Origin of the sequence: Ktedonospora formicarum, from assembly GCF_016587355.1 — a bacterium.
GTDB lineage: Bacteria > Chloroflexota > Ktedonobacteria > Ktedonobacterales > Ktedonobacteraceae > Ktedonobacter > Ktedonobacter formicarum.
In genome coordinates, this window is sequence record NZ_BNJF01000007.1 from 137,721 (window position 1) to 149,963 (window position 12,243).

General features: G+C 52.0%; 12 protein-coding genes. 7 read left to right on the forward strand and 5 right to left on the reverse strand.

The annotated features are described in order from the left end of the window. Positions 1 to 20 precede the first annotated feature (20 nt). Both dhaL and dhaK read right to left on the reverse strand, forming a co-directional pair. The gene (gene dhaL / locus K3T82_RS40455; RefSeq protein WP_220199168.1) at positions 21 to 650 is read right to left on the reverse strand and encodes a dihydroxyacetone kinase subunit DhaL; all 630 of its coding nucleotides are present in this window, start codon (positions 648 to 650) and stop codon (positions 21 to 23) included. Positions 651 to 723: 73 nt separating this feature from the next. Beyond that, on the reverse strand, positions 724 to 1,725 hold the full coding sequence (gene dhaK, locus K3T82_RS40460; RefSeq protein WP_220199169.1) for a dihydroxyacetone kinase subunit DhaK: 1,002 nt from the start codon (positions 1,723 to 1,725) through the stop codon (positions 724 to 726). Between the two features lie 409 nt (positions 1,726 to 2,134). On the opposite strand from dhaK, the gene K3T82_RS40465 reads away from it, so the two are divergent. The 7 genes from K3T82_RS40465 to K3T82_RS40495 all read left to right on the forward strand — a co-directional run bounded on the left by K3T82_RS40465 (position 2,135) and on the right by K3T82_RS40495 (position 10,207). Continuing rightward, positions 2,135 to 2,947 carry a serine/threonine-protein kinase gene (locus K3T82_RS40465; RefSeq protein WP_220199170.1) on the forward strand — a complete coding sequence of 271 codons (813 nt, stop codon included), beginning with the start codon at positions 2,135 to 2,137 and terminating at the stop codon, positions 2,945 to 2,947. Beyond that, positions 2,944 to 4,389, forward strand: a complete 1,446-nt coding sequence (locus K3T82_RS40470; protein ID WP_220199171.1) for a WD40 repeat domain-containing protein — start codon at positions 2,944 to 2,946, stop codon at positions 4,387 to 4,389. The genes K3T82_RS40465 and K3T82_RS40470 overlap by 4 nt, the downstream gene beginning before the upstream one ends. Positions 4,390 to 4,464: 75 nt before the next feature. Beyond that, positions 4,465 to 6,729 (forward strand): serine/threonine-protein kinase, encoded by a 2,265-nt coding sequence (locus K3T82_RS40475; protein ID WP_220199172.1) that lies wholly within the window; start codon positions 4,465 to 4,467, stop codon positions 6,727 to 6,729. 4 nt (positions 6,730 to 6,733) lie between these two features. Continuing rightward, complete coding sequence (locus K3T82_RS40480) at positions 6,734 to 7,420, forward strand: serine/threonine-protein kinase (protein ID WP_220199173.1); 687 nt, start codon at positions 6,734 to 6,736, stop codon at positions 7,418 to 7,420. A gap of 11 nt (positions 7,421 to 7,431) precedes the next feature. Next, positions 7,432 to 7,878, forward strand: coding sequence for a hypothetical protein (locus tag K3T82_RS40485; RefSeq protein WP_220199174.1), 447 nt, complete (start codon positions 7,432 to 7,434; stop codon positions 7,876 to 7,878). Continuing rightward, complete coding sequence (locus tag K3T82_RS40490; protein WP_220199175.1) at positions 7,824 to 9,146, forward strand: WD40 repeat domain-containing protein; 1,323 nt, start codon at positions 7,824 to 7,826, stop codon at positions 9,144 to 9,146. Before K3T82_RS40485 ends, K3T82_RS40490 begins: the two co-directional genes overlap by 55 nt. 116 nt (positions 9,147 to 9,262) lie before the next feature. Continuing rightward, positions 9,263 to 10,207 (forward strand): cobalamin-binding protein, encoded by a 945-nt coding sequence (locus K3T82_RS40495; RefSeq protein ID WP_220199176.1) that lies wholly within the window; start codon positions 9,263 to 9,265, stop codon positions 10,205 to 10,207. Between the two features lie 144 nt (positions 10,208 to 10,351). On the opposite strand, the gene K3T82_RS40500 is transcribed toward K3T82_RS40495, so the two are convergent. From K3T82_RS40500 to rimM, 3 genes are all read right to left on the reverse strand, one after another. Then, entirely contained in the window at positions 10,352 to 10,603 is a 252-nt protein-coding gene (locus K3T82_RS40500; protein ID WP_220199177.1) for a hypothetical protein, read from the reverse strand. Between the two features lie 375 nt (positions 10,604 to 10,978). Next, complete coding sequence (locus K3T82_RS40505) at positions 10,979 to 11,200, reverse strand: hypothetical protein (protein ID WP_220199178.1); 222 nt, start codon at positions 11,198 to 11,200, stop codon at positions 10,979 to 10,981. A 279-nt stretch (positions 11,201 to 11,479) separates the two neighbouring features. After that, entirely contained in the window at positions 11,480 to 12,061 is a 582-nt protein-coding gene (rimM, locus tag K3T82_RS40510; RefSeq protein ID WP_220199179.1) for a ribosome maturation factor RimM, read from the reverse strand. Between the last annotated feature and the right edge of the window lie 182 nt (positions 12,062 to 12,243).

A 12,243-nucleotide genomic window follows, 5' to 3' on the forward strand; every position in this document is an offset into this window, starting at 1 on the left:
CTCGTATAATCGTGGTACCTTTATCCATATGCCTCTGCCAGCGCGGCTAAAATATAACTCGCGGAAATTGCTCCAGGGTCAAGGTGCCCCACACTCCGCTCACCAAGATAGCTGGCTCGCCCCTTTGTCGCGAGGAGCGACAATGTCCGTTGTGCCCCTTCTTCCGCCGCCTGACAACAGACATTGAGCAATTGCGCCATCTCAACCTCATCGAGATCGGCCTGGCGCGCGACATCTAACGCTGGCAGAAACGCATCAAGCATGGTCTTCTCACCCGCCTGGGCCTTTCCACGGACCTGGATCCCCTCAACCATCGCAGCCAACATCTCTACAACATCATTTTCTCTCAACTCGCTTTTTCCGGTGGTGACAATCCCCGCACGCAAAAAAGCGGTTCCATAGAGCGGTCCACTAGCTCCCCCGACAGTAGACACTAGAGTCGTGCCCACCATCTTCAGGATAGCGCCAATATCAGCGTTTGCCAGCGAAGGAAGCTTCTCGATCACAGCTTTAAAGCCACGGTCCATATTGATACCATGATCAGCATCGCCTATCGCGGCATCCAGTTGTGTCAAATACTCACGCTTTTCGTGTAAGATTTGCGCTACCCTTTGCAGCCAACGGATGATAGCTTCGCTTGTAATCGACATACATTCCGCTCCCCAAAGTTGCATCGCCACGATGCAGTCAACAGCATTCACCAACGCTATATGCGCGTTTCTCCTAGATCCCCCAACGGAGTGCAGGAGTGTGTACAGGCGCGTCCCAATAGCGCACCATCTCATCATCTACACGTAACAACGTGATAGAACAGCCAGCCATATCAAGTGAGGTAATGTAGTTCCCCGCCAGGGAACGCGCAATAGTAATGTTCTTTCCACGTAAGATTTTTGCCAGCTCATGCGCGACAACATACAACTCTATCAGGGGCGTCCCTCCCATACCATTGACAAACGCAAGCACCTGCTCGCCCGCTTTCAATTGGAGGTCCTCAACGATAGGCTTCACTAGCATCTCGGTGATCTCGGCGGCTGAGGCAAGTTTGACACGACGGCGGCCCGGCTCGCCATGAATCCCGATGCCAATCTCCATTTCGTCTTCGCCCAATTCAAAGGTGGCTTTCCCTAGCGCCGGAACGGTACTGGAAGTGAGCGCCATCCCCATGCTTCGGCCTTCACCATTGACACGTTGCGCCATCTCAGTAACGATCCCCAATGGAGCTCCAGCCTCCGCCAGTCCACCTACAATCTTCTCTAATAAGACGGTTACGCCAATTCCACGTCTCCCAGCCGTATAGAGGCTATCCTGGACCGCAACATCGTCATTGGTAATGATAGACGCGACCTCAATTCCCTCTGCCGCTGCCAGTTCCGCAGCCATTTCGAAGTTGAGCACGTCTCCTGTATAGTTCTTGATAATATAGAGGACACCTGCCCCCCCATCAATAGCCCGAGTGGCGGCTTGCATTTGATTGGGAACTGGCGACGTAAAGATCTCACCCAGACAGGCCGCATCAAGCATTCCACGCCCTACAAAGCCTCCATGTAGTGGCTCATGGCCGCTTCCGCCACCCGAAATAATACCAACCTTGCCCCGAATTGGCGCATCCGCGCGAACAACCGTTTGCGTTTCCAGGTCAACGCGAATCAAGTTGCTATGTAAGGCTTGCATACCTGATAATGACTCTTTGACGACACTTTCAGGGCTATTGATAAGCTTTTTCACGCCATCCCCCCTCAGGGCGAGCTCGATAGGGCTCCCGACCACTTTTCAGCATTGTGCTCTTCTTGAGAGTATCAGCCAGAGACAGTAAGAGATTGTAGTGAGTTTGCGAAAATTTCTCTCGATCCGTCTGAGGATACTGCAATAAGTATAGCACAGGAATTGCACGAGATGTTACCCAAAAAGCTCTAGTATAAAATATCTCGTTTCGGCCATCTACCCATAAGGATTTCACTCTCAACTCATCCGCGCTACAGACGACACCTACCAGGCAAGAGAGATTAACTGAGTGCCAGGAAGTACACCTCAAGAGCCTACAATTCGCCTGTGGTCTATACAAGCGCGGACGACTGTAGTATATTCTATCCATATCCATCAATGTACAATCGATGAGACATAAAAGGATTGCCGAATGGTCTATGACGGAAACATACCTCAACAAACTGCCGGAAGGACGCTTGGGCGCTATCAGATTGTAAGGCGCATCGGTAGAGGAGGAATGGCAGATGTCTGGCTCTGCACAGACCCACGCTTGAATCGTCAGGTTGCCATTAAAACGCTTCCAGCCCATGACCCACAAGATACCGAATTTACCCGCAAATTCAAAATAGAGGCTCAGGCAGCAGCAGCACTGACTCACCCACATATCGTTTCCGTGCACGACTATGGCGAACATCGCCTTCCTGATGGGCAGGTTATCACCTTTATTGTTATGCCCTACATCTCAGGCGGTTCATTAGCCGATCGTATTGAGACGCTTCTTAATACTGGAACAGGTATGTCTGTTGAGGAGGCCGTTACCTATCTCTCACAAGCAGCAAGCGCGATTGACTACGCTCACCAGCAAGGACTGATCCATCGCGATATCAAGCCCGGCAATATGCTCTTGCGCGACACTAGCTGGCTACTGCTCTCTGACTTCGGTATCGCGCGCCTGCTGTCCAACAGCACTGAGGAAATGCAAACGGGAACGGGCTTCGGCACACCTGAATATATGGCACCCGAACAGGCGCGAGGTCGGGGCGTGGGCGCCAGCGACATTTATAGCCTGGCTGTCATCGCCTTCCAACTTTTCACTGGTCGCCTTCCCTTTGTCGCCGAAACCACATACACGCTTACGATGCAGCACATACTCGCGCCCCCCCCTCCCCGCGCTCGTTTAATCCACAGTTACCCATCCTCCTGGAACGGGCTATTCTGCATGGTCTGGAAAAAGAGCCAGTGAAACGCCCAAACTCGGCCCAGGCATTCTTCGCTGAGATCATGCAAGCATACCCTCATCTGGCTCCGCGTTTTGCGCACCAGACCTCCGCCCCTCTGCCTGCGCCAGGACCTAACCAGCACTCACAACCGTTAGGTGGATCAGACCAACACTCACAGCCATTGGCCCGGAACGAGGCTGCAACGCAATCACAACCATTTATCCCGCGCCATCGTACACTTATCTCGCGACGTATGGCTCTAGCAGGCGGAGGGATCGCGGCACTGCTCCTGGCTGGTGGAAGCGCGGGGGCATGGTATCTCACGCGCCCCAACACTCCACCAGCGCAAAAGACCACCCCCACCGCGACGCCCACCCCCACCGCGACACCTAATCCAAACGCGCCGGATCTGGTCATCCGAGATCAGCATATTAATGCTGTTTCCGCGCTGGCATGGTCGCCACAGGGCAATAAGCTGGTCAGTGTGGCCGATAATGATTTCGCATACATCTGGGATGTTGACCAGATGCGCGCCAATACCGATCCTCAGCCACTCGCGAAACAACAATTCAATACCGGGCATAACCTCTTCCCGGCCTGGTCTCCCGATGGTAAGATCCTGGCTATGGCAAATACAGGCGAACAGCCTCTTCTTGATCTTACAAAGGTGACATTGGCTCTATATACCAGTGATTTCACTTCTCGCGCGCCCGGCTTCACAAAACCTGTCACCGCCGATGGCCTTTTCGTCATGAAAGGCCTGGCCTGGACACAACAGAAATATCTTTGCACCGTCTCGACAATTGCGAATGGCAACTTATTTGATCATTTTTACCTCTGGGGATTCGATACTAGCAAAGCAACAACAACTGTCAAAGCTCTCACCATGAACCACTCACTCGGCGGCAATACCAGCACCGACAGTCCATTGCTTCAAGCGGCCCCCGATGGACAAAAAATGGCTATCGCGGCCTATGGTGGCATCCTTGTCGGAATCGTAGGTGTGAGCAACGGCACACCCACATGGAAAGATGCGCCTGGTTTTCTGTCACTTCCTAAAGGGCAAACAAGTGAAGAGATCATTGCTATCGCCTGGTCTCCTGACAGTAGCATGGTTGTGGGGTATTATAATAGCAGTCCTATTACCATAGGCATCTGGACTATTGCCAAAGGGGCGCAGCAATATCCTCTGACTACGACGACGCAGGCACAAATCACGACCATTGCCTGGGGAAACAATGGACCCAATTCCCTGATATCCACTGGGACCTCTGATGGAAAAATTCAACTCTGGGACCCCCAGCATTTTGATAAACCTGTCGCCACACTGAGCAGCGATGTAAAGCAATCTGTGCTGGCTCTAGAATGGTCTCCTGACCATAAATGGTTAGCAGCAAGCTACAAAGATAATTTCTCAACTATTCACATCTGGAAAATGCAGGGGAGATCATTCCCAACAACATAACTATCCATTGGCGGGACTAGCCGCCGTGTGCTTGTACAAGTGCACCAGGATACTCAACTTATAAGGATTTAACACATGGGATACGATGGAAATAACGTACATGCAGCGGGGGTCACCCAACCGCAAACTATTGGACGTTATCACATCCTACAACCACTTGGTGGCGGGAGCATGGCGCGAGTCTGGCTCTGCAAAGACCCACTACTACGTCGCCAAATTGTCATCAAAACGATTCAAGTATCCGCACGCAATGATCGCCTTCTCCTGGAGCGCTTCATGGTAGAAGCGCAGGCTTCGGCTGCACTGAACCATCCCCATATTGTCCCTATACACGATTACGGGCAGATTCCGCTCAACGCGCAGACAACCCTGCTCTTTCTTGTTATGCCCTATCTCACAGGCGGCTCCCTCGCAGATCATATCGATGAACACCAACGCAAAAATATGCTGATGCCACAGCCACAAGTGCTTCACTATCTTAAGCAGGCAGCACAGGCCATCGACTTCGCGCATAGCCAGAATATCCTCCATCGCGACGTTAAGCCTGGAAATCTACTCTTACGCTCAGATGACTGGCTTATGCTCTCTGACTTCGGCCTGGCACGCATTCTCTCTTCTCCCAAACAGCTCACGCGCGTCGGCACAAGCATGGGAACGCCAGACTATATCGCACCCGAGCAAGTACAAGGTCGCCCTATCGCCTCCAGCGATAATTACAGCCTGGGTGTCATTGCCTACCAACTTCTGACGGGGCGACTCCCTTTCAAAGGGGAAACACCTGCTATTACGACCATGCAACACCTTACCGATCCTGTACCAGAGCCACGTCGTTTCAATCCCTCACTCACCCATCAGGTTGAAGACGTGTTGCTTCGCGCATTATCCAAGCAACCAGAAGAACGCTTCGCCAGCGCTGAAGCATTTATCGCGAGCCTTGAAGAGGCGACGCGCCAAAGGGACCAGCCCCGCCTGGTCGCCAGGACATTACCAATTCCGCCGGAACCACCGCGGACCCCAATCCCGCCGCTGCCCGCACCTGCCGAACCAAATAAGGTACGGACTGAAATAGTACCACCACAGCCAGCACGTCCCTCTCGCCGTAAGTTCCTTATAGGAGGTGGCGTGGGCGCCGCCGTGCTCGCCGCCAGTGCGGGTGGCTGGTGGGCACTTACACATGCTTCAGCCCCCACCCATCTTCCCATCAAAAATCCTCCCACAGCGGTCCCAACGCCAGACGGACTGGGGCTCACCTTGAGCAAACAACATAATAGTCCCATTACCTCATTACGCTGGTCACCAGTGCGGAATACCTTTGTCACCGTAGGGAAAGATCAACAACTCTTGCTCTGGAATAACGCCTCGCTGGCGCAAACGCGCGCCCCTCAGCAACGCGTACAGTTACCTCTCAAAGATCCAGGCGCGGCACCACTCCTTGCCTGGTCACCCAATGGACAACTACTTGCCGTCAGCATACCTGACAAGCAAAGCAGTCAGTCTGCCCAGATCATATTCTATACTCAGGACTTACAACCACTTGCAGGGACCACAAATGCTGTTACGCTCAATACAGGTATGATCGATGGCTTGACCTGGTTGCAAAATAACCTGCTCCTGGTTGTAGCCAATGCCGCCGATCCTCAAAAGCAGCAATTTACCGCCTGGCTGGTTGATACCAATCAGCTCAGCGCGCCTCCCGCGATCTTTACCATTGATGCGCGCCTCGCGCTCCCGGCGGATTCCAGCACCCGACCAACCATTGTGGCCGCGACAACCCATAGCCAGCGCGTCCCTCAAGGCGCATCGCTTCTCACGGCTGCCGTTACCGGTGGGGTGCTTGTGACTTGCATTCAATACCAGAATGGCATACCTCAATGGCTGGGCAAACCAACCAGCACAGAGGATACAACTACATGGGCTCCTGGCATACAGATCTTCCCCCTTATAGGGACGAACAATAATCAGTCAACCAGTATCTTTATTTCGTATAATGGGAAGATCGCTGGATGCTACACAACCACCAACACCTCGACATTGGAGTTGTGTAGCTGGACAGAGCAGGACTCACAGAACCAGGATATTGCAACTAAATTCTTACTCACCGATCTAGCCTACAAGAACCAGCCTTCCAGTAGTGTGCTGGCAGCAGGCACCAAAGATGGGCAAATCCTCATCTGGGATTTCACCCAGAGCACCATTCCAATCGACAATTTCGCAAACACGACGCTTAAAAACGAAGTCATTGCACTTGATTGGTCCGCCGATGGACATTGGTTAGCAGCAAGCTATAACGACCCCAACAATAGTATTCTTCTCTGGAAGACACAAGGACGAGGTTATTGACGACATGGTTATGAATCAAGCTATCGACTGGCAGGGGAAAATGCTTGGTCGCTACCGCATGATAAAACGCCTTGGACGCGGGGGCATGGGACAGATCTGGCAAGCTGAAGATAGCGATCTGCGCCGCCTGGTAGCAATCAAAGTGCTCCCTTCCACCCTGACAAGCGACGCCAATTTCCTGAAGGCCTTCGCCTACGAGGCGCGCACCGCCGCTGCCCTGGATCACCCCCATATTCTCGCGATTCATGCCTATGGCGAACAACGTATAGCAGATGATGAGGTTGTGACCTACCTGGTCATGCCTCATCTCGAAGGCGGCACTCTACGCGATCTGATGAAGAGAGAGCACTATCTCACTCGCGATATGGCAATGAATTATCTACGGCAAGCAGCCGAGGCTATCGATTATGCCCATAGTCATCAGGTTCTTCATCGCGACATCAAGCCCGCTAATATGCTTGTTCAAGGCGACTGGCTCTATCTGTCGGACTTCGGTATCGCCAAACTTCTGACTAGTGCCACATATCGTAGTAAGACCTATGCAGGCAGTGGCACCCCCGAATATATGGCCCCGAACAAATTCAGGGACAGGCCGTCGCGGCAAGTGATCGCTATAGCCTGGCTGTCACAGCCTATCAGATTTTTACGGGCACAGTTCCCTTCAGAGGTGATTCACCCTACGATATTATGATTCAGCACCTCATGGAAGAGCCACTGCCACCACGCGAGATCAATCCCGCCCTTCCACCAGCGGTCGAGTCTATTATTCTACGTGGGATGTCAAAACAGGCAGAGGAGCGCGCTCCAAGCTGTATGGCGTTCATAGATGCTCTCGACACAGCCTGGAAAAACTCACGCGTCACACTTACCAACGCCCACGACCCCGAATCGACACAGGTTGCCCCTTGGAGCAATGCGCAGGCAGACTATCTGCCTACGCAACTTACATCACGCCCCACGCCTACCAACGGTAGTGGGCAAACTCAAGGGCAGACACCGGCAACCCCTCCTTCAGCCCCACTCAACACCCAGGTCCCCCACCGCAATCTACGCCCATGTCCTCAGGGGTTAATCACGCGGAGCAGCCTCGACCCATGTCCGCCTACGCGCCAACACCCCTTCCCCATCAGGAACGACGTTCGGGATTGAGTCGGCGCAACATCCTTATAGGCGGAGGTGCTGCCATATTTCTGGTAGCAGCAGGCAGCGCCACATGGGCCGCGTGGGATCTTTGGTCGCATTCAGCCACGCCCAACTCAGAACCCAATATCCAGCCCGGCCCCAAAGCCTTTATCTCTGGCGTTCCCACCCTGCGCCTCTCGGGACACAAGGACATTGTCAGGTATACACGCTGGTCGCCCGATGGCAAACAATTAGCCACTGCTGGCGACGATCATGCCCTGATGGCATGGGATATAGCGGCTTCTCTAAAAAACAGCTCGAAATCGCTCATTACCATCAAGCAATCGCAGCAGCGCTGGCGGCTCAACGATGCCATCAACTATTACCAGATAAGCTGGACCTCAAACGGGAAGAAGCTCATGGCCCTCACCAAAAGCGCTGAAACACGCAATGTTATCTACCAATTTGATCTTGCGTCCAAATCGCCCGATCCCACAATCTATCACAACAGCAGCATCCTGGATAGCGATTTTAGCGCGCCTATCTATTGGAAAATCTCTTGCGCACCCAAAGGCAATCGCTTTGTCACATCGGTACTCAGTAGCGAAAGCATGGTTCTGTGGGATTTAAGTGACACCCAGCGGCCTATCAAGACATTTAATACATCTGGACAATCCGCGAGCCTCACCGCAACCATCCTGGCAATGGACTGGACACCCGATGGGAAGCGCCTCGCGGCACTCAATAGCCATCAGCAGGTTCTCATTTTTGATGACACGGGTAAGCTTATTCAGACCCTTGATCTTAGTGATCGCCTGGGCCAGATTAAACCCGGAGCCCAGGACCTTTTACAAGAGCGTTTCGCGCTAGAGTGGTGTCCCAATAATTCAAATCTACTCGCAGTCTCTAACGTTGATGTTATTGATATCTGGGACATTCAACAAAAGCGGCAACTGCGCCGTCTGGAAACAGATGACCCTAGCGCCCATCAGAGCAACGAGACAGACAAGACATCCCCTTTCCCCTGGTATCCCCAGGTTTGTGGCCTTACCTGGTCACCCAACGGACGCTTTATCGCGGCTAGCTTTAGTCGTAGTACCTTAATTCACGTCTGGGATCTGCAAAACCCATCTCCAGCCAAATCAAAATATGGAAACGAACTACAGACAACGTTGTTCGGCAATCCTGGTCACGCAAATACCATTCTCGATATCGCCTGGCAGCCAGGAGAGGGGCGGTATATTGCGACAGCCTCTATGGACAACAGCGTTATCATTTGGCGAGTAGAGGCTTAAGAGCAACAGACATTGCAGACAAGCAATAAAATGAGAGATATCGGAGATAGCACCGAAATACTATGATTATACGGCCTCTTCTGGAAGCCGAGATTAACGATAAAGGAGACTCTACTATGCGGGTTGTCTCTCTTTTGGCTAGTGCCACCGAGATAATCGCTGAATTAGATTGCCTGGATCAACTTGTAGGACGCTCTCATGAGTGCGATTACCCAACCCAGGTTCGGCAGTTGCCCCTGGTTAGCCATGCCGTCATTGATACCCAAACGAGTAGCGAACAGATTGACGCTCAGGTAAAGCAGCATGCGCAGGCACGCAATAATAATGCACTGAACGCGCTCAGCATTTACACTATCGATACCTATCAACTCCAACTGCTCCAACCTGATATCATATTTACACAGACCCAATGTGAAGTCTGTGCCGTCAGCGAGCAAGATGTTGCCATTGCGCTTGAACAAACCATTGGGCTCTCCCCGCGTATCGTCTCTCTGGCTCCCTACCGATTGCAAGATGTCTGGGAAGACGTCTTCAGGGTAGGGCGGGCTCTTGAGAAGCTTCCTCAGGCCCAGGAGCTTGTACAACGCTACCAGCAACGCTTACAACAACTGCAAGAGCAAACCACAGTCCTTGCAATACAGCAGAACAAGCCCCGCGTACTTATTCTAGAATGGCTTGATCCGCTCATGGGTGCTGGGAACTGGACACCTGAACTCATCACCTACGCGGGTGGAGAAAATATCTATGGCGAGAATGGGGAACGCTCTCCCTGGCTCACCTGGGAGCAGTTAGCAGAGCTTAATCCTGATTTTCTGCTCCTCGCGCCCTGTGGCTTCTCACTTGAGCGAACTCTTCAGGATATTCCCATCTTAACGAAACATCCACACTGGTCTGCGTTGAAAGCAGTACGCAATGGGCACGTCTATGCTATTGATGGCAATTATTATCTCAATCGCTCAGGCCCCCGGCTGGTTGAATCCGCCGAGATCATAGCCCATATTCTCTGGGGTGAGCGCCTCTCCATTACCACTACGGGCTGGCAACCCATCGTCACTTCCTAAAGCTAGCCACAGGCGCATATCTCAAAATCAAATTAACTCTTGTGCCCCAAACTGGAAGCACCTGCGTTATTGCAAACAAAAAAGAGAAAGGCCATCGCCCATGCAGACGAGACATTTCTCTTTTTTGTATCGGTGTACTTCGCTTTACGCGCGGGTAGAAGTCGGGCGCGCAGCCCAGAACATTAAACCCACGAAAACGAAGAAGAGAACGATGAATAATGACATGATCGAGTTCACAATCGTGTCGATTGAGAACTGGAAAATCACCGCGAAGGTGAGAAAAACGATCATGAGCAGGCCCAAAATAGGGAGGAAGTACAGCCAGTTCAAGCGCTTACCAGCATCAGGAAGCGCCTTTTTACCACTATATTCCAGGTCTGTATCGAGTTGCTCCATGCACAACCTTCCTTTGGTTAGGATAGCTCGCCTCGTGACATACCATAGCTACCTACAATATGCCTCGCGATGATAGACACTCATCAGGCCAGGGAGGCGTGCCTGGCTTATCAAGCCATCCTACCTGATCACTTCTGGCAAGACAGCCTGGCGTTTTCGATCCTATTATAGTCCTAACCAATCACACGTGCAACTGCTCTTCCCTCCACCCGGCAGATACCTCAAACATTTCAAGAAGTATCCTACCCAAAAAATTTACGTCCTCCATAACTCAGCCTATCCATGCGCATATGTGCATGGCATAAGCCATCCTTGCCGCCCATATGGGCGTCACGACATGGTTATTGATTGCTATAAGCACAACAAAAAACGGCCCTATTGGCCGATTGTGCATATAGTTGGGGAAACGTAATTATTGGGATCGGGAATCGAGGCAAGCAGGCGGGCAAAAGAAGGTGGCAATTCACGTTTCGCGAGGTAGCGACGCAGTTCAAGCGCGTTAATCTGATACTCCGCACCTTCAATACAGGCAGCAGTTATACCGCCATCAGAAATCGCAACACAGACATCAGCGATAGTCGGGATCTGGTCAGACACGAGACACCTCCCTACAGTAACTTGAATGCTTGACCCTTTGGATAGTCATGCAATCGTCTCGCTTAGAATACGGATCAGACGACAGCGGAGTTTCAACTCCTCCTAATAATATCATACCACAACGATTACCCATATGCCCAGCCATAACCACGTCACCATAAAATAGCAGCATGGCTCACCCACCTTACTGGGAAGAGTGGCGGGACCACCTTTGCGGGGCCATTGTGGACGGGACAGCCAACAACCCCGCTTCATAGGCCCCTTTAGAAGATCGAATTATTACGCATCGTCACCTTCGTCGGATTTGTTTGGATCGTCTATCACCGCCTCATCATCAAGGAGTCCGGGCATGGGGTCAATATACATGACCTTGCGCACCAAATCGATCTGTTTGATAATCTCTTTGATTGCTGGTATCATCACCTGCGTACGCTCAGGTGTCCGCAAGATATACACATCATTCCCGCCAGTGGGCATGATATCGATAATCTCTCCAACTTCACGATTGCCCAGGGTAAATACCTGGAGGCCCAGAATATCATGCTGATAATATAAATCTGGCGGCAATTGCGCTAACTGGCTTTCAGAGATACACAGATCCTGATGGCGTAAGGCCTCAGCATCGTTCGCGCTATTGATCCCCTTGAATTTCAGGATGAACATGTCCCCCTTATAGGGTCGCACACTCTCAATGACATAGCATTCGTAGTGCTGATCAGCACTACCGATGTATATCGAATCCAGAGAGGCGAAACGGTCGGGGATATCTGTCAGCGACAGCACTTTGACTTCGCCACGTATACCAAAAAGGGCCACTATTTTGCCGATAGTAGCCCATTCAGTCTTATTTTGCCTTGGCATGAGCATTGCTCTCTGCGGACTGACTCTCAGTCACACCTCTATCCAACTGTCACAGTATCTTAAAATGACGATCGATATGCCTATCAGTCATCCGTTCAGACGGCCAGCTATCCAGGGAAACTGCCGCTCCCACATACCTCGCTCCGTATGCAAAGGGTTGGAACCACTTGAAGGGCAAGTCT

What these genes read in the sequence shown, in the direction of transcription:
- K3T82_RS40480 (WP_220199173.1), top strand. Translation starts at nt 6,734, where the DNA reads ATGGTTATGAATCAAGCTATCGACTGGCAGGGGAAAATGCTTGGTCGC.
- K3T82_RS40495 (WP_220199176.1), top strand. Translation starts at nt 9,263, where the DNA reads ATGCGGGTTGTCTCTCTTTTGGCTAGTGCCACCGAGATAATCGCTGAA.
- K3T82_RS40475 (WP_220199172.1), top strand. Translation starts at nt 4,465, where the DNA reads ATGGGATACGATGGAAATAACGTACATGCAGCGGGGGTCACCCAACCG.
- K3T82_RS40485 (WP_220199174.1), top strand. Translation starts at nt 7,432, where the DNA reads ATGGAAGAGCCACTGCCACCACGCGAGATCAATCCCGCCCTTCCACCA.
- K3T82_RS40500 (WP_220199177.1), bottom strand. Translation starts at nt 10,603, where the DNA reads ATGGAGCAACTCGATACAGACCTGGAATATAGTGGTAAAAAGGCGCTT.
- rimM (WP_220199179.1), bottom strand. Translation starts at nt 12,061, where the DNA reads ATGCCAAGGCAAAATAAGACTGAATGGGCTACTATCGGCAAAATAGTG.
- K3T82_RS40490 (WP_220199175.1), top strand. Translation starts at nt 7,824, where the DNA reads ATGTCCGCCTACGCGCCAACACCCCTTCCCCATCAGGAACGACGTTCG.
- K3T82_RS40465 (WP_220199170.1), top strand. Translation starts at nt 2,135, where the DNA reads ATGGTCTATGACGGAAACATACCTCAACAAACTGCCGGAAGGACGCTT.
- dhaL (WP_220199168.1), bottom strand. Translation starts at nt 650, where the DNA reads ATGTCGATTACAAGCGAAGCTATCATCCGTTGGCTGCAAAGGGTAGCG.